We start from the raw sequence: 22406 nt of genomic DNA, 5'->3' as shown, positions 1-22406 counted from the left end.
ATGAGCAGCTACGACGTGGTCATCATCGGCGCCGGCCCCGGCGGCTACAACGCCGCCATCCGCGCCGGCCAACTGGGGCTCAAGGTGGCCTGCGTGGAGGGTCGCGCGACCCTCGGCGGCACCTGCCTGAACGTCGGCTGCATGCCGTCCAAGGCCCTGCTGCATGCCTCCGAGTTGTACGAGGCGGCGGTCGGTGGCGAGCTCAGCGCGCTGGGGGTGGAGGTGCAGCCGAAGTTGAATCTGCCGCAGATGATGAAACAGAAGGAAGGCAGCGTCGAAGCCCTGACCAAGGGCGTGGAATTCCTGTTTCGCAAGAACAAGGTGGAGTGGGTCAAGGGCTGGGCGCGCATCGACGGCCCGGGGCGGGTGCAGGTCAAGCTGCACGAGGGCGGAGAACGCCTGCTGGAGACGCAGCACATCGTCATCGCCAGCGGCTCCGCACCGACGCCTTTACCGGGCGTGGAGATCGACAACAAGCGCATCCTCGATTCCACCGGCGCGCTGTCACTGGCGGAGGTGCCCAGGCACCTGGTGGTGATCGGCGCCGGGGTGATCGGCCTGGAGCTGGGCTCGGTTTGGCGCCGCCTGGGCAGCCAGGTCACGGTGGTGGAATACCTCGAGCGCATCTGTCCCGGCCTGGACGGCGAGACTGCCAAGACCCTGCAGCGCACCCTGGGCAAGCAGGGCATGAGCTTCAAGCTCGGCACCAAGGTCACTGGCGCCAAGACCGGTAAGTCCGGGGTGACCCTGAGCCTGGAGCCGGCCACCGGCGGCGCGGCGGAAACGCTGGAGGCCGACTACGTGCTGGTGGCCATCGGCCGCCGGCCCTACACCGAGGGCCTGGGCCTAGAGAGCGTTGGCCTGAGCACCGACCGGCGCGGCATGCTCGGCAACGACAAACATCAGAGCGGCGTGCCCGGTGTGTGGGTGATCGGCGACGTCACCTCCGGGCCGATGCTCGCGCACAAGGCCGAGGACGAGGCGGTGGCCTGCATCGAGCGCATCGCCGGGCACGCCGCCGAGGTCAACTACGGGGTGATCCCCGGGGTGATCTACACCCGCCCGGAGGTGGCCAGCGTCGGCAAGGGCGAGGAGGAGCTGCAGGCCGAAGGCCGCGCCTACAAGGTCGGCAAGTTCCCTTTCAGCGCCAACAGCCGGGCGAAGATCAACCACGAGACCGAAGGCTTCGTGAAGATTCTCGCCGACGCCACTACCGATCAGATTCTCGGCGTGCACATGATCGGCCCGAGCGTCGGCGAGCTGATCGGCGAATACTGCGTGGCCATGGAATTCTCCGCCTCGGCCGAGGACATCGCCCTGACCTGCCACCCGCACCCGACCCGCTCCGAGGCCGGGCGCCAGGCGGCGATGGGCGTGCATGGCCGGATCATGCAGGCGTAGGTAGCACGGCGTGCACCGGCCATGAGGCAGCCGCGCGTGGCCGTCACAGCACGTGATCGAGATTGACCGGCTCGCCCGGCTTGGCGTGCAGCTTGGCGCGGATATCGGCGAACACCTTGTCGTACTCGTCGTGGCCGCGCATCACCGGGCTGGCGTTGGGCGGCAGGCCATGGCGGGCGGCGATGCGGGTGGCCACGCTGGCGAAGTTGAAGGCGACGTCGCGGTGCAGTTCGAACTCCTCGTCGAAGTGTCGTCCTTGTACCTCGCCGACCAGGCGCATATGCAGCATCGGGCCCTGCGCCGGGTCCTGGCGTACCTCGTAGTAGAAATCCACGGAAAAGGGCGCTGCTGGACGCGACCCCAGCGGGCGGTCGAGATTGTCGCGATGCAGATGGCCAGGCTTGAACATGCGGATCACTCCGGCGCGGGCAAGGGCAGGGTCGGGACCCTGCAAGGTTCAGCGGTATTGGATGCCGTCGCAGTCGAGGCTGATGCGGGTACCCGAGCTGCCCTGGACTATGGCTTCGATGTTCTCCAGCGAGCCGATCACCGCAGTGCTGCCGGTGTTGCGGGCGAACTCGCAGGCGGCCTGCACCTTGGGTCCCATGGAGCCGGCGGCGAAGCCGAGCTTGTCGATCTCGTCGGGGTGGGCGGCGGCGATGGACTTCTGCGTCGGCTTGCCCCAGTCGATATAGGCGGCGTCGACATCGGTGGCGATCACCAGCAGGTCGCTGGCTAGTTGTTCGGCCAGCAGGGCCGAGCACAGGTCCTTGTCGATCACCGCCTCGACGCCGTGCAGCCGGTTGCCCTGGTACATGGTGGGAATGCCGCCGCCGCCGGCGCAGATCACCACGCTGCCTTTCTCCAGCAACCACTTGATCGGGCGGATCTCGAAGATGCGCTGCGGCCGTGGGCTGGCCACCACGCGGCGGAACTTGTCGCCGTCGGGTGCGATGTTCCAGCCCTTCTCGGCGGCCAGTCGCTCGGCTTCTTCCTTGTCGTACACCGGGCCGATGGGCTTGGTCGGTTTCTTGAAGGCGGGGTCGGCGCTGTCCACCTCGACCTGGGTGAGGATGGTGGCGAAGGGCACCTCGAACGGCAGCAGGTTGCCCAGCTCCTGTTCGATCATGTAGCCGATCATGCCTTCGGTCTCGGCGCCGAGCACGTCCAGCGGATAGGGGTTGGCGGCGTCATAGGCGGCGCCCTGCAGGGCCAGCAGGCCGACCTGCGGACCGTTGCCATGGGCGATCACCAGCTCGTTGCCGGGCGCCACCTTGGCGATTTGCTCGCAGGCGATGCGCACGTTTTCCCGCTGGTTCTCCGCGGTCATGGCTTCACCGCGGCGAAGCAGGGCGTTGCCGCCCAGGGCGATGACGAGTCGCATGGTGTTCTCCTTGTTCGAGGCGCCTGGGCGCCATCCGGGCGATTTGCTTTGCGTAGGAGCCGGCTTGCCGGCGATGCAGTTATCGGTGGATCGCCGGCAAGCCGGCTCCTACAGGGTCAATGCTTAGATATCGGCCAGGGTCGAGACCAGGATCGCCTTGATGGTGTGCATGCGGTTTTCCGCCTGCTCGAAGGCGATGTTGTAGGGCGACTCGAACACCTCCTCGGTCACCTCGATGCCACCCGCCAGGTTCGGATACTGCTGGGCGATCTGCTTGCCGACCTTGGTGTCGCTGTTGTGGAAGGCCGGCAGGCAGTGCATGAACTTGGCCCGTGGATTGCCAGTGGCCTTCATGATGTCCATGTTGACCTGATAGGGCAGCAGTTCCTGGATGCGTTCGCCCCAGGCCTCCACCGGCTCGCCCATGGACACCCAGACGTCGGTGTGGACGAAATCGACGCCCTTGACCGCTTCCCTGGCGTCCTCGGTGAGGGTGATGCGCGCGCCGCTCTCTTCGGCGAACTGCTTGCAGGCAGCCACGTGCTCGTCGGAGGGCCACAGCGCCTTCGGCGCGGCGATGCGCACGTCCATGCCGAGCTTGGCGCCGATCAGCAGCAGCGAGTTGCCCATGTTGTTGCGCGCATCGCCCAGGTAGGCGTAGCTGATCTCGTGCAGCGGCTTGTCGCTGTGCTCGCGCATGGTCAGCACGTCGGCGAGCATCTGGGTCGGGTGGTATTCGTCGGTCAGGCCGTTGAACACCGGCACCCCGGCGTAGCTGGCCAGTTCCTCGACGATATCCTGCTTGAAGCCGCGGTACTCGATGGCGTCGTACATGCGCCCGAGCACGCGGGCGGTGTCCTTCATCGACTCCTTGTGGCCGATCTGCGAGGAGCCCGGGTCGATGTAGGTTACGTTGGCGCCCTGGTCGTAGGCGGCGACCTCGAAGGCGCAGCGAGTACGGGTGGAGGTCTTCTCGAAGATCAGCGCGATGTTCTTGCGCTTGAGGTGCTGCTGTTCGGTGCCGGTGTACTTGGCGCGCTTGAGGTCGCGCGACAGATCGAGCAGGTAGCGCAACTCGCGGGTGCTGTGGTGCATCAGGCTGAGCAGGTTACGGTTGTGCATGTTGAAAGCCATGATTCTTTCTCCCTGTAGGCAGCTGAAAACGGCGCCCGGCGGCGGATGACCGCCGGAGGCTGGCTTGCTCAGTAATCGATCGGATCGCGGATGATCGGGCAGGTCATGCAATGACCGCCGCCGCGGCCGCGCCCCAGTTCGCTGGCGCTGATGGTCACCACCTCGACGCCGGCCTTGCGCAGCAGGGTGTTGGTGTAGGTGTTGCGGTCGTAGCCGACCACCACCCCCGGCTCCAGGCAGACCACGTTGTTGCCGTCGTCCCACTGCTCGCGTTCGGCCTCGTAGGCGTCGCCGCCGGTTTCCACCACGCGCAGTTTCGGCAGGTTGAGCGATTCGGCGACCACGTCGAGGAAGGACTTGTCCTCGCGGCGCAGGTCGATGCCGCCGGGGCGGCTCTCGTCCGGACGCAGGACGAAGGGCACGATGGAGTTGGCCACCTCCGGGAAGATAGTCACCAGGTCGCGGTCGCAGAAGCTGAACACGGTGTCCAGGTGCATGGCCGCGCGGGATTTGCCCAGGCCGGCGACCACCACCCGCTCGGCGGCGCCCTTGGCGAACAGCGCCTGGGCCACCTGGCCGATGGCCTGATGCGAGGTGCGCTCGCCCATGCCGATCAGCACGGTGCCGTTGCCGATCGGCATCACGTCGCCGCCTTCCAGCGTCGCGGCGCCATGGTCCTGGTCCGGGTCGCCGTACCAGATCTCGAATGGCTCGTTGATGAAATCCGGGTGGAACTTGTAGATCGCCGTGGTCAGCAGGGTTTCCTGGCGGCGCGCCGGCCAGTACATGGGATTGAGGGTGACGCCGCCGTAGATCCAGCAGGTGGTGTCGCGGGTGAACTGGGTATTGGGCAGCGGCGGGAAGACGAAGCTGGACTCGCCGAGATAGGCGTTGAACATCTTCGCCGCCTCGGAATCCTTGTGCCTGGCCAGGTCGGCGCCGGACACGCCGCCGATGAGGAACTCGGCGATCTTGCGTGGCTCCAGCCCCGCGATGAAATCGCGCACCTCGCTCTGCAGGCCGAGGCCGACGCTGTTGGGGGTGATCTTGCGGTCGAGAATCCACTTCAACGCCTCGGGGTTGTGCACGGTCTGCTCCAACAGGTTGTGCATCTCCACCACCTCGACGCCGCGTTCGCGCATCTTGGTCATGAAATCGAAGTGGTCGCGCTTGGCCTGGGACACCCAGATCACGTCGTCGAAAAGCAGCTCGTCGCAGTTGTTCGGGGTCAGCCGCAGATGCGCCAGACCCGGCGAGCAGACCATCACCTTGTGCAGCTTGCCGGCTTCGGAATGAACGCCGAGGGCTTTCTTGGACATATCGAACTCCTTCTCGCTAGAGACTGAGGAAGCCGTCGTACAGCCCGTAGGCGGCGATGGCGGCACCGATCAGCACGACGACAAAAATGATCTTCTCGACGCCGGTGAAGATGGGCTGGCCCAGCTCGCGCTTGGCCTTGGCGAACAGGATGGCGCCCGGCGCGTAGAGCAGGGCGGACAGCAGCAGGTACTGGACGCCGGCGGCATACACCAGCCACACGGCGTAGAGGGTGGAGATCAGGGCGATGAACAGGTCCTTGTTGCGTTCGCCGGAGGCGTTCTCGTAGGTCTCGCCGCGTGTCGCCAGCAGCAGTGCGTAGGCGCTGGACCAGAAGTAGGGCACCAGGATCATCGAGGTGGCCAGGTACAGCAGCTTCAGGTAGGTGGCGGCGTTGAACAGGGTGATCACCAGGAACAGCTGGATCAGCCCGTTGGACAGCCACAGCGCGTTGGCCGGCACCAGGTTGGCGTTCTCCTTGCGCAGGAACGCCGGCATGGTGTGGTCGCGGGCACTGGCGAAGAGGATCTCGGCGCACAACAGGGTCCAGGACAGCAGAGCCCCGGCCAGCGAGACGATCAGGCCGATGGAGATCAGCTGGGCGCCCCAGGGGCCGACCACCTGTTCCAGCACCCCGGCCATGGAAGGGTTCTTCAGCCCGGCCAGCTGGGCCTGGGCCATGATGCCTTGGGACAGGATATTGACCAGCACCAGCAGCAACAGCACGCCGACGAAGCCGACCACGGTGGCCTTGCCCACGTCGCTGCGCTTCTCGGCGCGGGCGGAGAAGATGCTCGCGCCCTCGATGCCGATGAACACCCAGACGGTGACCAGCATCATGTTGCGCACCTGATCCATCACGCTACCCAGCTCGGGGTTACCGGCGCCCCAGAAGTCGCTGGTGAACACGTCCATCTTGAAGGCGATGGCGGCGATCACGATGAACAGCGCCAGCGGCAGCATCTTGGCGATGGTGGTGATCACGTTGATGAAGGCGGCTTCCTTGATCCCGCGCAGCACCAGGAAGTGCAGCAGCCACAGCAGCACCGAGGCGCAGACGATGGCCGGCAGGGTGTTGCCCTCGCCGAATACCGGGAAGAAGTAGCCGAGGGTGGAGAACAGCAACACCATGTAGCTGACGTTGCCGATCCAGGCGCTGATCCAGTAGCCCCAGGCCGAGGAAAAGCCCATGTAGTCGCCGAAGCCGGCCTTGGCGTAGGCGTATACGCCGCCGTCGAGCTCGGGCTTGCGGTTGGCCAGGGTCTGGAACACGAAGGCCAGGGTCAGCATGCCCACGCCGGTGATCAGCCAGCCGATCAGGGTGGCGCCGGCGCCGGCGCTGGCGGCGATGTTCTGTGGCAAGGAGAAGATTCCGCCGCCAACCATGGAGCCGACGACCAGCGCGATCAACGCGCCGAGGCGGAGTTTCTGGGTCGAATCAGACATCGCGTTGCCTCCAAGCCAGGAGTGACGATGGTATTGAGCGCGTTGGGAAGGGCCGCCGGGTTGATCCAGGTCAACTTGGCTGCCGACTGATCACACGCAGGTGCGCGAAGGCGACCAGCCGCTATCGAAGAGCACCTGAGGGCAGGAAGGCTGCTCCTATCGGGCGTTTTGCAATGCCAGATGGTTGAAACGCTAGCCAGCTTTCAAAGCAATGCAAGGAGGCTGTCGGGGAAAATTTTCAACTCGGCAAAGGGGCGAGCGGGGCGGATGGCCCCGCTGCGGCGCCGGCCGGGTAGGCTGGCGCATGGGCCCGTGACGAGCCCGGAGGGGAAGGAACGCGACACCGGGCGGGTAGCCCACTGCAGGCAGGCGTGTCGCGCGTGGCCGCGCCGATTGGCGTGGCCGGGTCAGGCGCCTTGCGAAAGCTCCTGGGAGCGGCGCTGGGCCGCTTGCGCCGCCGCTTCGACCAGGCGGCGCAGGGCGCGATCCTGTTCGAAGACGGCGATGGCGGCGGCGGTGGTGCCGTTGGGCGAGGTCACCGCCGTGCGCAGTTCGACGAAATCCGCACCGGCCTGGATCTGTTGCGAGGCCGCGCCGAAGGCGGTTTGGGCGGCCAGAGCCTTGGCCAGCTCGGCTGGCAGGCCGAGTGCTGCGCCGGCATTGGCCAGGGCTTCGCTGAACAGGTGGTAGTAGGCCAGGCCGCTGCCGGACAGCGCCGTGACGGCGTCCAGCTGATCTTCATCCTCTACCCAGTAGGCCTTGCCGATGGCGTCGAACAGCCGTGCGACGCATGCGCGTTGCTCGCTGCTGACGTCGCCTGCGGCATACAGACCGGTGCAGCCGGCCCCCGTCAGCACGGCGGTGTTGGGCATCACCCGTACCACCGGGCAGCGCCGCCGCAGAGCCTGCTCCAGGCTAGCGCTGGTGACGCCGGCAGCGACCGAGATCACCAGGCTGCCCGCACACAGGGCGTCGGGCAGATCGGCCAGCACGGCACAGACCTGAGCCGGTTTGGTGGCGACCACGATCAGATCGAACGGCTGCTGCGGCAGCGCCTGCAGGCTGGGGTACAGGGTGGCGCTGGTGGACGCTCGCGGGTTGCGGACGACCGCGCTGATGCTGTCCACCAGCTTGGCCTCGAGCCAGGCCGCGCCGATGGCGCTGCCCATGCGGCCGTAGCCGATAAAGAGGGCGTTCATGCTGTTCCTCGCTGCAGGAGACGTGCGCCGTGCGCACCAGCCGTTTGCGCTGGCAATGATGCGTGCGGCGCTGGCATTGGTGCGCACGGCGCACCCTACGCATCCGACCCTCGGTCTTAACCGATGGTCATCAGGCTGGCGTTGCCGCCGGCCGCCGCGGTGTTGACCGACAGTGCGTGCTCGATCAGCAGGCGTTCCAGCGGAATGTCGGTTTCGCCCTTGTTCAGCCCGTGCACGCCGACGATGGCGCCCTTGCGCTGGGCCGCCAGCTCGCTGACCGCGCGCAGCTGGTCGGAGTCGCCATGGTGCAGGATGGCGTCCAGCTCCACGTCGATGCCGCTCCAGTCGCTTACCAGCTGGACATGCTTCTGCACCTCCTTGGGCAGCTCGGCCAGCAGCGCGCGCTGGCTGTCCAGCCAGATCGCCCGGCTGCCCACCGCCAGGGTGGCGGCCAGTTGCGCCAGCAGGTCGCTGCGCTCGTCGGCCAGGTTGAGCACGCGCTCGCGCGGCAGCAGGGTGTAGCTGTTGCGCTCGCCGGTCGGGCCGCTCAGCGTGTGGCTGCTGTAGCTCTGCGACAGCGCGCGGTACTGCTCGAACAGCGCGGCGATGGCCGGCTCCTGCTTGCTCGCCCACTCGGCGAAGGCGGCGCGTACCTTGTCCAGCTCGCTCGGAACCGGCAGGGTCTGCACCTCGCCCTGCTGCAGATACTGGGCGACGGCTTCCTGCGGACGGGTCGAGAGCAGGCGGTACAGGTACAGCGGGCCACCGGCCTTGGGCCCGGTGCCGGACAGGCCCTCGCCGCCGAACGGCTGCACGCCAACCACGGCGCCGACCATGTTGCGGTTGACGTACAGGTTGCCCACCTTGGCGCTGCCGACCACCTGGGCGATGGTCTCGTCGATGCGGGTGTGCACGCCCAGGGTCAGGCCGTAGCCGCTGTCGTTGATCTGCTGCAGCAGCTTGCCGAGATCGGCGCGGGCGTAGCGCACCACGTGCAGCACCGGGCCGAAGATCTCGCGCTTCATTTCGTCGAAGCTGTCCAGCTCGATCAAAGTCGGCACGACGAAGGTGCCGCGCCTGATTTCGTCGCCGTTGACGCGCGCCAGCTGGGTGACCTTGCGGCCTTTCTCGCGCAGCTTCTGGATATGGGTCTCGATGCCGGCCTTGGCCTCGGCGTCGATCACCGGGCCGATATCGGTGGCCAGACGCTCCGGATTGCCCAGGCTGTATTCGGCCATGGCGCCCTTGAGCATGGTCAGCACGCGGTCGGCCACGTCGTCCTGCACGCACAGCACGCGCAGGGCCGAGCAGCGCTGGCCGGCGCTGTCGAAGGCGGAGGCGACCACGTCCATCACCACCTGCTCGGTCAGCGCCGAGGAGTCGACGATCATGGCGTTGAGGCCGCCGGTTTCGGCGATCAGCGGAATGGTGCGGCCCTGGGCATCCAGGCGCCCGGCGATGTTGCGCTGGAGGATGCCGGCCACTTCGGTGGAGCCGGTGAACATCACCCCGCGCACCCGCTCGTCACCGACCAGGCGTGCGCCGACGGTTTCACCACGGCCCGGCAGCAACTGCACGGCGCCAGCTGGTACGCCGGCCTCGAGCAGGATGCGCACGGCCTGAGCAGCGATCAGCGGGGTCTGCTCGGCCGGCTTGGCCAGCACGGTATTGCCGGCGGCCAGTGCGGCAGCCACCTGGCCACTGAAGATCGCCAGCGGGAAGTTCCACGGGCTGATGCACACCACCGGGCCCAGCGGGCGGTGGCTGTCGTTGCCGAAGCTGCGCGCCTGCAGCGCGTAGTAGCGAAGGAAGTCCACCGCCTCGCGCACCTCGGCGATGGCGTTGACGAAGGTCTTGCCGGATTCGCGCACCAGCAGGCCCATCAGCTGCTGCAACTCGCCTTCCATCAGGTCGGCGGCGCGCTCCAGCACCGCGGCGCGCTCGGCTGGCAGGGTGGATTGCCAGATCTGTCCGCTGGACAGGGCGCAGAGGATGGCGCTGTCGACGTCCTTGACGCTGGCCTCGCGCACGTGGCCGACCAGGTCGCGATGATCGGCCGGGTTGCGCACCGGCTCCGGCTCGCCCGGGTTCGGCGTGTCGCAGCCAAGCATCGGCTCGGCCAGGTAATGCTGGTTGGTGCTGGAGAGCAGCGCCGAGGACAGCGAGCCGAGGCGGTGTTCGTTGGCCAGGTCGAGGCCTTCGGAGTTGACCCGCTGCTGGCCGTAGAGGTCGCGCGGCAGCGGGATGCGCGGGTGCGGCAGGCCGACCGCGCCTTCCTGCGCGGCCATCTGCTCGACCTGCTGCACCGGGTCGAGCACCAGGTCCTTGAGCGAAATGCTGTGGTCGGCGATGCGGTTGACGAAGCTGGTGTTGGCGCCGTTCTCCAGCAGGCGGCGCACCAGGTAGGCCAGCAGGGTCTCGTGGCTGCCCACCGGCGCGTAGATGCGGCACGGGCGGTTGAGCTTGCCGTCGGCGACCTTGCCCACCACCTGCTCGTACAGTGGCTCGCCCATGCCGTGCAGGCACTGGAACTCGTACTGGCCCGGGTAGTAATTCTGCCCGGCCAGGTGGTAGATGGCCGACAGCGAGTGGGCGTTGTGGGTGGCGAACTGCGGGTAGATGGCTTCCGGCGCGGCCAGCAGCTTGCGTGCGCAGGCGATGTAGGAGACGTCGGTGTACGGCTTGCGGGTGTACACCGGGTAGCCTTCCAGGCCATTGACCTGGGCCAGCTTGATCTCGCTGTCCCAGTAGGCGCCCTTGACCAGGCGGATCATCAGGCGGTGGCGGCTGCGCTTGGCCAGGTCGATGACATGGTCGATCACATAGGGGCAGCGCTTCTGGTAGGCCTGGATGACGAAGCCGATGCCGTTCCAGCCGGCCAGGGTCGGCTCGAAGCACAGGCGCTCGAGCAGGTCCAGCGACAACTCCAGGCGGTCGGCTTCCTCGGCATCGATGTTGATGCCGATGTCGTACTGCTTGGCCAGCTGGGTCAGGCCCAGCAGGGTCGGGTACAGCTCGTCCATCACCCGCTCGTACTGGGCGCGGCTGTAACGTGGGTGCAGGGCGGAGAGCTTGATCGAGATACCCGGGCCTTCGTAGATGCCGCGGCCATGTGAGGCCTTGCCGATGGCGTGGATGGCCTGCTGGTAGGAGGCCAGGTAGCGCTTGGCATCCTCCTCGGTCAGCGCGGCTTCGCCGAGCATGTCATAGGAATAGCGGAAGCCCTTGGCTTCCAGGTTGGCGGCATTGGCCAGGGCTTCGGCGATGGTCTCGCCGGTGACGAACTGCTCGCCCATCAGGCGCATGGCCATGTCCACGCCCTTGCGGATGACCGGCTCGCCGCTCTTGCCGATGATGCGGTTGAGCGCCGAGCTCATGCCGGCCTCGGTGTGGGTCGACACCAGTTTGCCGGTGATCAGCAGGCCCCAGCTCGCCGCATTGACGAACATCGACGGGCTCTGGCCGAGGTGCTGGCTCCAGTTGCCGTTGGCGATCTTGTCGCGGATCAGCGCGTCGCGGGTGGCCTTGTCGGGGATGCGCAGCAGCGCCTCGGCCAGGCACATCAGCGCCACGCCTTCCTGCGACGACAGCGAGAATTCCTGCAGCAGGCCCTGCACCAGGCCCTGGCGGCCGCCGGCGCTCTTCTGGTTGCGCAGCTTCTCGGCAATGCTCAGGGCCAGTTTCTGCGAGGCCTCGGCCTGTTCCTTGGACAGCCGCGCCTGCTCCAGCAGCATCGGCACCGCCTCGGTTTCCGGACGGCGGTAGGCGCTGGTGATGGCGGCGCGCAGCACCGACTGCGGCAGGATGCTCTCGGCGAAGTCGAGGAACACCTGCAGGCCCTGCTCGGTCAGGTTCTCCACCGACTCCTCGCCGGCCGCCGCGGCCAGGCCGGCGTGCTCGGCCGGGTTCAGGCCACCCTCGATCTGCTCCAGGTAGTTGAAGATCGCCTGCTTGATCAGCCAGTGCGGGGTGCGGTCGATTTTCTGCGCGGCCTGCTTGAGGCGGTCGCGGGTGGCATCGTCGAGTTTTACGCCAAGGGTGGTGGTGGCCATTTCTTGTACCTGTTCTTGTACCAGTTGTTACGAGCGTGGCTGACACGAAAGGGCGCAGAGTAAACCCGCTTCAGTCGATGGTGCAACTAGGTGCAACCAATAATTGTCGCGAGGCGACGGGCGTCGCGTTGCACGCTCAACTGGCCGGTACATCGGGCTTCGCGGCAGGCAGTGGCGTTCGCCAGGGGCGAGGCCGGGTGGGCTGGGCATAAACCGGTCTCCTGGGCCTGCGTCGACCACCGGCTGGCAGGGTGCAACCCGAAGCGCTACGGGTTAGCCCGGCCGACGGGCGTCGGCGGCCTGGTGCTACCCATTCAAGGTAGACCCTGCAGGCGTGCGCGGCGGCGCCTAGCGACGGGCGCGATGGGTTGGCGCTGCGACTGCATACGCCGTGCGCATCACCGCGCACGTTGCTCAGGCGCCCCGCCAATGCGTAGCCCGGATGCAATCCGGGGCCGGTTGGCGGTGCTTCCCCGGATTGCATCCGGGCCAGGGGGGAGAGCCTACAGTCCGCCCAGGATCAATTGCGCGGCGACGCTGAACATCATCGCCGCCACGCCCAGATCGATCAGCCGCCAGGTCAGCGGCCGCGCCAGCCAGGGCGCGAGCCAGGCGGCGCCGAGTGCCAGGCTGGCGAACCACAGCAAGGAAGCGCTGGCCGCGCCGGCGGCGTAGGCACCCGGCTCGGGCTGCTGGGCGCCGAGCGAGCCGATCAGCAGCACCGTGTCCAGGTAGACATGCGGGTTGAGCAGGGTCACCGCCAGCGCCGCGAGCAGTACCGCGCGCAGCGAGCGCGGCTGGCTGCCCGCGGCCTGCAGGGCCTGCGGGCGAGCGGCGCGCAGCAACGCCTGGCCGCCGTACCAGAGCAGGAAGGCGGCGCCACCCCAGCGGGCGGCGGCGAGCAGCGTCGGATTCTGCGCCAGCAGGCTGGCCAGGCCGAACACGCCGGCGGCCACCAGCACGGCATCGCACAGGATGCACAGCGCCGCCACCGGCAGGTGATGTTCGCGCCTCAGGCTCTGCGCCAGGACGAAGGCGTTCTGCGCGCCGATCGCCATGATCAGGCCGATGGCTACCAGCAGGCCGTTGCTATAGCTCTGCCACATCAGGCCGACACCGGCATGGATGCCGCCGCCAGGGCGCGAAGGGTCGACAGCGCCTTCTCGGCGCGTTCGGTGGGCACGAACAGGTGATCGTGATGAGCGCCGGCGACCACGTTGCAGCTGATCCCGGCGTGGGCCAGCGCGGCGGAGAAGGAGGCGGTCAGGCCCACCGCCGCCAGAGACGAATGCACCCGCAGGGTGATCCAGGCGGCTACGTAGTCGTAGGGCAGGCCGTGGGCATCGGCCTGTTCGCGCGGCAGCACCAGGCTCAGGCCCTCGTCCTCGCGCATGCTGGCCAGCGGCGACAAGGCCGTGAGGTCGGCGTCCGCGGCGAGCGTACAGAACACGTACTGGCCGGGGTTGAGCTGCGGCTGCAGGCTCTGCAGCAGGCGCGACAGGTTGGTTTCGCCGGACATGGTGGACTCCTTGATTGGCGTCTGGTTGCTGGCCAGTCTGGGTCCGACGGATGTATAAGAGAAACCAATAATGCTGATCGCCCATTAGGTAAATCGATGTTCGACTACAAGTTGCTCGCCGCCCTGGCGGCGGTGGTGGAGCAGGCCGGCTTCGAGCGTGCGGCGCAGGTGCTGGGGCTGTCACAGTCGGCGGTGTCGCAGCGGATCAAGCTGCTCGAGGCGCGGGTCGGCCAGCCGGTGCTGCTGCGCGCCGCGCCGCCGACCCCCACCGAGATCGGCCGCCGCCTGCTCAACCACGTGCAGCAGGTGCGCCTGCTCGAGCGCGACCTGCGGGGCCAGGTGCCGACGCTGGACGAGCAGGCGCTGCCCGAGCGCCTGCGTATCGCCCTCAACGCCGACAGCCTGGCGACCTGGTGGGCGGCGGCGGTGGGCGATTTCTGCGCCAGCCGGCAGCTGTTGCTGGAGTTGGTGGTGGAGGACCAGGAGGTGGGCCTCAAGCGCATGCGCGCCGGCGAGGTGGCCGGCTGCGTATGCGCCGCCGAGCGCCCGGTGGCGGGGGCGCGCAGCCTGGCGCTGGGAGCGATGCGCTATCGTGCGCTGGCCAGCCCGGCGTTCATCGCCCGTCATTTCGCCGCCGGGGTGACGGGCGCGGCGCTGGCGCGGGCGCCGGCGATCGTCTTCGGCCCGGACGATCAGCTGCAGCATCGCTACCTGGCCGGGCTGGGCGTGACCGGGGGCTTCGCCTACCACCTGTGTCCGTCCTCGGAGGGCTTCGTGCGCCTGACCGAGGGCGGCCTGGGCTGGGGCCTGGTGCCGGAGCTGCAGGTGCGCGCGGAACTGGCGCGCGGCGAGCTGGTGGAGCTATTGCCCGAGCGCTGCATAGACGTGCCGTTGTACTGGCACCACTGGCGCAACGGCGGCGAGCTGCTGGCCGGGCTGACCGAGCAGCTGCGCCGCGCCGCCGCCGGCGCGCTGGTGCAGTCGGCTTCGCCATAGTCGTTACCTGCCAAGCGCTGTGCGCAGCGCACCGCGCCTGTCGCTACGCGGTGCGCATGGCGGTCTCAGGGCACCAGCAGGATCTTGCCGTCGCGCTCGCCGCTGGCGGCGGCCGCCACGGCTTGCTTGACATGGGCCAGGTCATAGGTGGCGGCGACCCGGGCCTTCAGCTTGCCGCTGGCGATCAATTGCACCAGTTCGCCGAATACCTTCATTTGCTCGGCCGGCTTGGCCTGCTGGAACCACTTGGCCAGCCAGAAGCCGCGCAGGGTGACGTCGCGGAACACGAAGGAGGCCGGCGACACCTGGCAGGCCTGGCCGCTCATCATGCCGTAGTTGACCAGCACGCCGCCGTCGCTCAGCACGGCCGCCAGGCGATCGGTGCTGGCGCCGCCCACCGCGTCGATCCCCAGGCGCACCTCGGCGCCGCCGGTGGCCGCGCGCACACGTTTGGCCAGGTCCGGGCCGTCGACCAGCACCAGGTCGCCGCCCTCGGCCTCGACCGCGGCCACCGCCGATTCGCGCCGCACCACGTTGATGGTCTTGAAGCCGCGCAGCTTGGCCAGCTGGATCAGGTAGCTGCCGACGCCGGAGTTGGCGGCGTTCTGGATCACCCAATCGCCCGGCTTGAGGTCGACGAACTCGCTCAGCAGCAGCGAGGCGGTCGGCGGGTTGACGGTGAGCATGGCCAGCTGCAGCGGATCGGCGTCCGGCAGCGGGATCAGCTTGTCCGCCGGCGCGTTGAGGGCGCTGACCCAGGTGCCGCAGCCCACCGGCAGCAGCACGGTCTGGCCGACCTTGAGGTTGCCGACGCCTTCGCCGAGGGCCTCGACCCTGCCGACGCCCTCGTTGCCGCCAATGGCCGGCAGCGGCGGCAGCATGCCGTAGGCGCCGGTCAGGGTGAGCACGTCGGAAGGGTTGATCGGCGCGGCCAGCACCTTGACTCGCACCTGGCCGGCGGCGGGCTCCGGCAACTGCAGCTCGACCGCTTCGATGACGTCCTGCGGCACCGGGCCGCGTTGCTGGTATTGGGCTTTGAGCATGCTGACTCTCCTGGGCGCAAAATGCGTCGGACCAGTCTAGCCGCGTGCGGGCAAAGTGGAATGAATCGCCGTGCATCCACCCTGGTTATGGGCGGCGGCGGCCGGCTATGCTCTTGACTCGTTCGGATCGGGAAACGCTCATGGGCAGATGCTGGGTGGGGCTGGCGTTGCTGTGGCTCGCCACAGGCGCGTTCGGCGAGACGCTGCGCATCGGTTTCGGCTCGCACAAGCCGCCCTACGTGTTCGAGGGCGAGCCGCGCGGCCTGGAGTACGAGCTGGTGGACCGCGCCGCTCGGCTGGCGGGCTTCGAGATGGAGGCGTACTACGCCCCCATGGAGCGGCTGCACCTGATGCTGCAGCGCGGCGAGATCGACGGCATCACCACCACCAGCGAGCGCAGCGGGGTGCAGGCCTACTATTCGCAGGTCTACATCCATTACCACAATTCCGCCGTGGCCCTGGCCGCGCGCGGTTACCGCATCGAGCGCATCGCCGATCTGGCGAATCATTCGGTGAGCGCCTTCCAGCGCGCCCGCATGCTGCTGGGGGAAGAGTTCCAGCGCATGGCCGAGAGCAACCCGCGTTACCGCGAGGAGGCGCAGCAGATCAATCGCAACCGCCTGCTGTACAGCGGCCGGGTCGAGGTGGTGATCGGCGACCCGCGGATCATCCACCATTTCAACCGCGAGGTCGCCGGGCAGGTCGACGTGAGCCAGCCGCTGACCTGGTATCCGCTGTTCGCCCCCACCGGCTATCAGGCCGGCTTTCGTTTGCGCGCCCAGCGCGATGGTTTCGACCTGGGCTTGCGGCGCCTGCGGGCCAGCGGCGAGTACCAGGCGATCTCGCAGCGCTACCTGGGCGACTGAAACCTGGAGAAACCTTTGCGCGGCTGTGGCGCTGCCGGGGCTGCTGCACTATGCCTGAGTATCCGCGCCCCGCAAGGAGGAGTCCCGATGCTGCGTCCAACCCTACTCGCCACCCTGCTGCTGTCGATGCTGGGCAGCGCGCCGAGCCTGGCCGAGCCACGGCAGCTGCCCAGCGAACTGGGTCCGCTGCAGATCGAGACCGTCGCCGAGGGCCTGGCCCATCCCTGGGCGCTGGCCTTCTTGCCCGACGGCCAGGGTTATCTGGTCAGCGAGCGGCCGGGCACGTTGCGCCGGGTCAGCCCCGACGGCCGGCTGTCGGAGCCGCTGCGCGGGGTGCCTGAGGTGTTCGCCCGCAGCCAGGGCGGCCTGCTCGATGTGCAGCTGTCGCCGGATTTCGCCAGCGATCGCTTGGTCTACCTGTCCTACGCCGAGGCCGGCGAGGGTGCGGCAGGCACCGCCGTCGGGCGGGGGCGCCTGTCGGCCGACGCCTCGGCGCTGGAAGGCTTCGCGGTGATCTTCCGCCAGCAGCCCAAGTTGTCCGAGGGCATCCACTTCGGCTCGCGCCTAGTGTTCGACCGCGACGGTTATCTGTTCATCGCCCTGGGCGAGAACAATCGGCGCTCCACCGCTCAGGAACTCGACAAACTGCAGGGCAAGGTGGTGCGCATCCATCCGGACGGGCGCGTCCCGGCCGACAATCCCTTCGTCGGCCGCGACGGCGCCCGTGCCGAGATCTGGTCATACGGTCATCGCAATCAGCAGGGCGCGGCGCTCAACCCCTGGAGCGGGCGCCTGTGGACCCACGAGCATGGCCCACGCGGTGGCGACGAGATCAACATCCCCGAGGCGGGCAAGAACTACGGCTGGCCACTGGCGACCCACGGCATCAACTACTCGCTGCTGCCGATCCCCGAGGCCAAGGGCGAGGCCGTCGCCGGAACCGAGCCGCCGCACCATGTCTGGGAGCGGTCGCCGGCCATCAGCGGCATGGCGTTCTACTCCGCCGAGCGTTTTCCCGCCTGGCAGCACAGCCTGTTCATCGGCGCGCTGGCCGGTCAGGCGCTGATCCGCCTGCAGCTCGACGGCGACGAAGTGGTGCACGAGGAACGTCTGTTGCAGCCGCTCAAGGCGCGCATTCGCGACGTGCGCCAGGGGCCGGACGGCTATCTCTACGTGCTGACGGATGCGGCCAACGGCCGCTTGCTGCGCCTGGGACTGGGCAGCCAGTAGCGGGGAGCCCGGGTGCGTTGGGCGCACCCGTGGAGGGACTTACTTCTTGCTGATGGTGATCTGCCGGGTGCCGCCGTAGGTCTGGCCGCTGACGCCCTTGGCGATCTGCTGGATCTCGCCGCCGCCCTGGAGGAAGGCCGCGACCTGGGCCTCGATAGACTCGCGGGTTTCCACGGCAGGGGCCGGTTTGCTGACTTTGCTGGTGGACGACTTGACGCGCAGGGTGGCCATGACCTTCTCTCTCGACGATGGGCGGCCGGCCATTGTGCCTGAACGGGGCGCTTCCTGCTCGGCTAATCGCTGCGGCGCGATCCGCGCCGGTCGCTGCACGATCCTTGCCGATGCGGCTTTATTGCTTGTTTTTCAGGCGCTTGGCGCCTTGCGTGACCGGCCGTCGATTGACCGCGCGGGCAACCCTGGCGCAGCCGAACTCGGGTAGAATGGCCGGCTGTTTTGGCGAGGTGGAACGCGATGGCCTTAATCGGGCGGATGAATTCTTTGCAGGTGGTCAAGCACACCGACTTCGGTCTGTACCTGGACGGCGGCGCCGACGGCGAGATCCTCCTGCCCAAGCGCTACATCCCCAAGGACACGCCGAGCGAGGTGGACGACTGGCTCAACGTGTTTCTATACCTCGACAGCGAAGACAAGCTGATCGCCACCACGCAGAAACCGAAGATCCAGCTCGGCGAGTTCGCCAGCCTCAAGGTGGTGGATATCAACCGTATCGGCCTGTTCCTCGACTGGGGGCTGGCCAAGGACCTGCTGCTGCCGCACTCCGAAGAGAAGCGCCCGCTGCAGGTCGGCGACTACTGCGTGGTCTATCTGTACCTGGACAAGCGCACCCGTCGCCTCACCGCCACCGCCCGCCTGGATCGCCACCTGGACAAGGTGCCGGCCGACTACCAGGTCGGCCAGGAGGTCGACCTGCTGGTGGTCGAGCGCAGCGACCTCGGCTTCAAGGCCATCATCGACGGCAAGCACTGGGGCCTGATCCACAAGAACGAGCTGTTCAAGTTCATCCGCGGCGGCATGCGCGAGAAGGGCTACATCAAGGAGCTGCGCGCCGACGGCAAGATCAGCCTGAGCCTGCAGCCCATCGGCCGCGAAGCCGCCAGCGGCCTGGCCGAACAGATCATCGCCCGACTGCGCGAGCAGGGTGGCGTGCTGGCGCTGGGCGACAAGAGCCCGCCGGAGGCGGTCGCCGAGCAGTTCCGCGTCAGCAAGGGCAACTTCAAGAAGGCCATCGGTGGCCTGTACAAGCAGGGCCTGATCCGCATCCACGACGACCGCATCGAACTGCTCGACAGCTGAGTCATCGGCGGCTTGAGTCGCGACGCCGCAGCTCGCATAATGCCGCGGTCGTTTCGCCGGTGTAGCTCAGTTGGTAGAGCAGCGCATTCGTAATGCGAAGGTCGCAGGTTCGACTCCTGTCTCCGGCACCATAAAAATCAAAGGGTTAGCTTAGGCTAGCCCTTTTGTTTTTCTAGCGGGCTATCACCGGGCTAGCACCAGAGAAAATGCCTGCACAGATTTTTCCGCACTCCCCTCCTGCAATCCATCGCTAAGCCAACGCCAAATAGCCAACGACCGCACAGCCCATTCGCTTCAACCCTGCACGCCAATCAACGCTTAAGAATCCTTTCCGGCCACCCCAGCATGGCGCTGGGGGGATTATCGCGGCCATAGGTATCCCTAATCCCTTTCGCACAAAGCTCGGCAGGGAAGTTTTCACTGTGTCATGTGTTCCCTCTGGCTTACGAAAACTCAGAGGAAAATTGCCATTAACGCAAAATGCGTTACATTGAATACACATTGTGTTCCGAGTGCATGCATGAAAACCGCAACGCTTAACCTACGCATTGATCCGGTACTGAAGGAGGCTATACGCATAGCGGCCGCCCGAGAGCACCGCAGCGTCGCCAATTTGATCGAGGTGCTGATTCACCAGCATTGTGAGCGCACCGGCGTCTCGATACCTGATCAGGCAGAGCTTTTCCCCAATGAGGATGACGCCGATGAATGAGCGCGAGTTCAAGCTGCTTCTGGAGGCCGGCGCGATCAAGTCGATCTTGATCACTGCTCAAGGCCGCATGTTTCACCTTGAAGCGAAAACGGCGGGCGCTGCTAAGGTCTTAATGACGGGGCGCGGGGATGTGCGCCAATGGCGGTCGATTGACTCATGCGCCAAGTGGCTTAGGAAGGCGGGGGCAGGTAATGCAAGTCTTGATTTTCAGAATTGGCAGATAGGGCAAAGTAATCTTCATATCTAGCCGAAAGCACGGGCGCAGAAATTGCGATGAAATAGCATTAGCTTTAGTTTGTAACTTCCATATTTATTCAGTTAGTAGTTTTCTAGTCATGTAGCACGATATAGGGAAGGCAAGGAGATTTAGCATGGTTAGGGAAAATTTAATTTCTATGTTTTTTTCTATGGCTTTCTGTTGCAATTCCTTTGCTGGCGCTATCAGTGACGAGGTGAGAGCAGGCATTGAGCAATTAGCGAGCCAGATGCCAATGACTGTAGACGAGTTCACGACGGTGACATCGGTGTTACTTGTATCAGATAGAGATATTGTTTATCGATATGCATTTGATTTAGACAAGTCAATATCTATAGCGGCAAAAAGTAAAAACTTAACACCTGCCGAGCTAACCAAGTTATATGCACAGGAGTTTGGTGGCGTAAATGTATTTCTAAAAGCATGGGGAGATCAGTACATTTACCCGGCAATGAGGAATTCGAATTGTTCAAACTCGAGAGTAATTTATTTTATGGACAACGGCTATAAGCTTGTTCATATAGTTAGCGATCCGCATGGAAAATTTTTATACAAAGTCATAATAAGTAAGTCAAACTGCTGAGTATTTATACTTGAGCGCCTGCAGATCTGATTCTATTTTTCTAGCGGTTGCTTTACCCGCACTAGTTTTAAACAAGGGATAACTAGCATGCAAAGAATAGTTTTAACTGGCGCCATAATTCACGACTGTAAAAAAATCTCGCGCAAAACAGCAGGCATGATTTTTATAAGATCGATCTTTATTGCTTGCACTTTAACTGCCATTCCGGCTCATAGCGGCGAGTGGCACGCCCTTAGCCATGGCGAAGATACCAATTTTATTTATGAGACCTCCTTAATTGAAGAGAGTGGAGTATTTTCTAAGGAATATACTGCTTGGTTAAAAATAAAACGCCTGAAAAATGAAATAAGCTGCGGGACAAAGCCTCAGGACTATGAGTTGCAGGAAGGCGGCCAAGGGTTAGTTGGCGCTTTAAGTCAGGATTTAGTCAACTATGGCTATTGCATGCAAAGAGCCATGAAAGCACCGATGGTAGAAGTGCACAAAGTTTCGCTTGAGTGTAAAAATAAAAACATTTCGCATAGCGCCTATGAATCAACCAACTCTCAAGGCGAGTGGGTGGCACCGACTTACAGGATTGGTAGTCATCCGGGCTCTCTAGGGTATGCGGTGATGAGCCTTTATTGTGGCAGCTAATAGATTGGTTGTTTTCGACCATACTGCAAAATTACGCTTTGCAACAAACGCTTCGACTCCTACCCTAAAAGGCAAAAGTTATGCTATCAAAGATAATTACTGCAGCAATTGTTTTGCTGCCTTGTTTTATCACGACTCAAGCTCAACAGATTTTCAAGTGCGTAAATCTTGATGGAACAACTATGTTCGCAAATGTTCCTTGTACAAAACCGGAAGGCAAGGCAGAGGCTCTTACCCTTAAGATAAATCAGGTCGGTTCATTAGCCACACCAGACATGATTGATCGATATAACGCCGAAAATCAGGCGAATTCCACGACAGAAAAAACTACCCCCCAAGAAAATCAGTTTGCAGCCCCTCAAAAAAATGAGAGTCGTAAAACCGTTGTAGAAAGGTGCAACACCATCGGCACATCTACTTTTTGCAAGGACTCCGAGGGCAATAAAACGGTCACTAACCGAATGGGGAATACAGAATTTATAAAAGAGACTGATGCTGATGGCAATGTTAAAAGAAAAACAGTACATAACTACTAGATTACGTGGCTCAGCAAACCTGCGAAGGGCACGCGTGTATAAAGGCAAGGCCGTGTGCGTAGCTAGGAGAATGTCATGATCAAAAGCATTGTCTATATGGCCTTGGTTCTTACTTTCGAACATGCAGTCGGGGCTAATCCACTAGCCACTATAGATGAAGATCGTAGAGGCAGGGCAGACACAGGGGGGGCGGGCGGTGAGACTTGGATGTGGTTTGTATTTGCTCTCATTCCTGTCGGTTTTTGGCTGGTGTGTTCTGATAGCTCTCCAATTAAAGCATGGGCTGATAAAAACAAAATGCTCGCCTATCTATTTTTGACCTTCTTCCCAGCGACACCCGGGGTACTTTATTTTCTACTTCGTTGACGGAGGAAGCCAAACCCGCAAATACCGCCCCTGCCCCTTACTCCTTTCGAACCAGACCCTTTTACGCAGCCAGCCTGCATCCAGCAGAGTCTGGCTTAACTCACGAGGAGCGATCTTCAAGACGCTGGCTATTTCGTCAATTGACCAATGCCGATGTTTGGATGCCGGGGGTAGGCCAGCAAACCAAGCATCATGTTTTCCTCTGAAGGTTTCTGCTTGGGTTGGTGCCGGTTGTTGCGATTGCTGATCGGCAATCTGCTGTTTAAGTCTTGAAATGTATACAGACACGGCGCTGCCCCTTCTAAAGTCGTTATTTGCAGGTGGTGGTTACAAGTAGGGCTTGAGTTTGTGGCCACTCAAGGCCAAACGTTTAATACGCACCAAACTACTGCAGAGTGTGCAGATTCCGCTGAAAG

23 protein-coding genes and 1 tRNA gene are annotated in these 22406 nt (G+C 64.5%); 13 read left to right on the top strand and 11 right to left on the bottom strand.

The window, feature by feature from the left end; genetic code table 11:
- Entirely contained in the window at positions 1-1401 is a 1401-nt protein-coding gene (gene lpdA, locus ACUTAF_RS15455; RefSeq protein ID WP_445580783.1) for a dihydrolipoyl dehydrogenase, read from the top strand.
- A gap of 43 nt (positions 1402-1444) precedes the next feature.
- On the opposite strand, the gene ACUTAF_RS15450 is transcribed toward lpdA, so the two are convergent.
- The 9 genes from ACUTAF_RS15450 to ACUTAF_RS15410 form a co-directional block, all read right to left on the bottom strand.
- A complete protein-coding gene (locus ACUTAF_RS15450) occupies positions 1445-1810 on the bottom strand; it encodes a DUF5064 family protein (protein ID WP_445580782.1) in 366 nt (121 codons plus the stop codon).
- A 48-nt stretch (positions 1811-1858) separates the two neighbouring features.
- A complete protein-coding gene (arcC, locus tag ACUTAF_RS15445; protein WP_445580781.1) occupies positions 1859-2785 on the bottom strand; it encodes a carbamate kinase in 927 nt (308 codons plus the stop codon).
- Positions 2786-2908: 123 nt separating this feature from the next.
- Positions 2909-3919 (bottom strand): ornithine carbamoyltransferase, encoded by a 1011-nt coding sequence (locus tag ACUTAF_RS15440; protein ID WP_445580780.1) that lies wholly within the window; start codon positions 3917-3919, stop codon positions 2909-2911.
- A gap of 68 nt (positions 3920-3987) precedes the next feature.
- Entirely contained in the window at positions 3988-5238 is a 1251-nt protein-coding gene (gene arcA / locus ACUTAF_RS15435; protein WP_445580779.1) for an arginine deiminase, read from the bottom strand.
- Positions 5239-5254: 16 nt separating this feature from the next.
- Positions 5255-6682, bottom strand: a complete 1428-nt coding sequence (gene arcD / locus ACUTAF_RS15430; RefSeq protein WP_445580778.1) for an arginine-ornithine antiporter — start codon at positions 6680-6682, stop codon at positions 5255-5257.
- Positions 6683-7089: 407 nt separating this feature from the next.
- Positions 7090-7881, bottom strand: a complete 792-nt coding sequence (proC, locus tag ACUTAF_RS15425; protein ID WP_445580777.1) for a pyrroline-5-carboxylate reductase — start codon at positions 7879-7881, stop codon at positions 7090-7092.
- Between the two features lie 116 nt (positions 7882-7997).
- A complete protein-coding gene (gene putA, locus ACUTAF_RS15420; protein WP_445580776.1) occupies positions 7998-11933 on the bottom strand; it encodes a trifunctional transcriptional regulator/proline dehydrogenase/L-glutamate gamma-semialdehyde dehydrogenase in 3936 nt (1311 codons plus the stop codon).
- 503 nt (positions 11934-12436) lie between these two features.
- On the bottom strand, positions 12437-13039 hold the full coding sequence (locus ACUTAF_RS15415; RefSeq protein WP_445580775.1) for a LysE/ArgO family amino acid transporter: 603 nt from the start codon (positions 13037-13039) through the stop codon (positions 12437-12439).
- Positions 13039-13452, bottom strand: a complete 414-nt coding sequence (locus ACUTAF_RS15410) for an ACT domain-containing protein (RefSeq protein WP_445580774.1) — start codon at positions 13450-13452, stop codon at positions 13039-13041. Before ACUTAF_RS15410 ends, ACUTAF_RS15415 begins: the two co-directional genes overlap by 1 nt.
- A 96-nt stretch (positions 13453-13548) precedes the next feature.
- Here ACUTAF_RS15410 and ACUTAF_RS15405 point away from each other — a divergent pair, with 96 nt between their 5' ends.
- Positions 13549-14448, top strand: a complete 900-nt coding sequence (locus ACUTAF_RS15405) for a LysR family transcriptional regulator ArgP (protein WP_445580773.1) — start codon at positions 13549-13551, stop codon at positions 14446-14448.
- 65 nt (positions 14449-14513) lie between these two features.
- Here ACUTAF_RS15405 and ACUTAF_RS15400 read toward each other — a convergent pair whose 3' ends face one another.
- A complete protein-coding gene (locus ACUTAF_RS15400; protein ID WP_445580772.1) occupies positions 14514-15491 on the bottom strand; it encodes a zinc-dependent alcohol dehydrogenase family protein in 978 nt (325 codons plus the stop codon).
- A 140-nt stretch (positions 15492-15631) separates the two neighbouring features.
- Here ACUTAF_RS15400 and ACUTAF_RS15395 point away from each other — a divergent pair, with 140 nt between their 5' ends.
- Both ACUTAF_RS15395 and ACUTAF_RS15390 read left to right on the top strand, forming a co-directional pair.
- Complete coding sequence (locus ACUTAF_RS15395; protein ID WP_445580771.1) at positions 15632-16357, top strand: substrate-binding periplasmic protein; 726 nt, start codon at positions 15632-15634, stop codon at positions 16355-16357.
- 87 nt (positions 16358-16444) lie between these two features.
- On the top strand, positions 16445-17587 hold the full coding sequence (locus ACUTAF_RS15390; RefSeq protein ID WP_445580770.1) for a PQQ-dependent sugar dehydrogenase: 1143 nt from the start codon (positions 16445-16447) through the stop codon (positions 17585-17587).
- A 39-nt stretch (positions 17588-17626) separates the two neighbouring features.
- Here ACUTAF_RS15390 and ACUTAF_RS15385 read toward each other — a convergent pair whose 3' ends face one another.
- On the bottom strand, positions 17627-17818 hold the full coding sequence (locus tag ACUTAF_RS15385) for a hypothetical protein (protein WP_021441765.1): 192 nt from the start codon (positions 17816-17818) through the stop codon (positions 17627-17629).
- Here ACUTAF_RS15385 and ACUTAF_RS15380 point away from each other — a divergent pair.
- The 9 genes from ACUTAF_RS15380 (at position 17817) to ACUTAF_RS15340 (ending at position 21990) form a co-directional block, all read left to right on the top strand.
- Positions 17817-18026, top strand: a complete 210-nt coding sequence (locus ACUTAF_RS15380) for a hypothetical protein (RefSeq protein WP_445580769.1) — start codon at positions 17817-17819, stop codon at positions 18024-18026. The two genes, ACUTAF_RS15385 and ACUTAF_RS15380, sit on opposite strands and share 2 nt — an antisense overlap.
- A gap of 32 nt (positions 18027-18058) precedes the next feature.
- Positions 18059-18901 carry a CvfB family protein gene (locus ACUTAF_RS15375; protein WP_445580768.1) on the top strand — a complete coding sequence of 281 codons (843 nt, stop codon included), beginning with the start codon at positions 18059-18061 and terminating at the stop codon, positions 18899-18901.
- Positions 18902-18956: 55 nt separating this feature from the next.
- A tRNA-Thr gene (locus tag ACUTAF_RS15370) sits at positions 18957-19032 on the top strand.
- Positions 19033-19421: 389 nt separating this feature from the next.
- A complete protein-coding gene (locus ACUTAF_RS15365) occupies positions 19422-19613 on the top strand; it encodes a type II toxin-antitoxin system antitoxin (protein ID WP_445580767.1) in 192 nt (63 codons plus the stop codon).
- Positions 19606-19860 carry a hypothetical protein gene (locus tag ACUTAF_RS15360; protein ID WP_445580766.1) on the top strand — a complete coding sequence of 85 codons (255 nt, stop codon included), beginning with the start codon at positions 19606-19608 and terminating at the stop codon, positions 19858-19860. Before ACUTAF_RS15365 ends, ACUTAF_RS15360 begins: the two co-directional genes overlap by 8 nt.
- 124 nt (positions 19861-19984) lie before the next feature.
- Positions 19985-20452, top strand: coding sequence for a hypothetical protein (locus ACUTAF_RS15355; RefSeq protein ID WP_445580765.1), 468 nt, complete (start codon positions 19985-19987; stop codon positions 20450-20452).
- Between the two features lie 87 nt (positions 20453-20539).
- Positions 20540-21088, top strand: a complete 549-nt coding sequence (locus ACUTAF_RS15350; protein ID WP_445580764.1) for a hypothetical protein — start codon at positions 20540-20542, stop codon at positions 21086-21088.
- Positions 21089-21168: 80 nt separating this feature from the next.
- Positions 21169-21624, top strand: coding sequence for a hypothetical protein (locus ACUTAF_RS15345; RefSeq protein WP_445580763.1), 456 nt, complete (start codon positions 21169-21171; stop codon positions 21622-21624).
- Positions 21625-21699: 75 nt separating this feature from the next.
- Positions 21700-21990, top strand: coding sequence for a hypothetical protein (locus ACUTAF_RS15340; RefSeq protein WP_445580762.1), 291 nt, complete (start codon positions 21700-21702; stop codon positions 21988-21990).
- Positions 21991-22406: the final 416 nt, after the last annotated feature.

Source organism: Pseudomonas sp. SP16.1 (assembly GCF_052682975.1).
The sequence above is the reverse complement of the archived record's forward strand: the minus strand, read 5'-3'. Positions and strand labels throughout refer to the sequence as shown.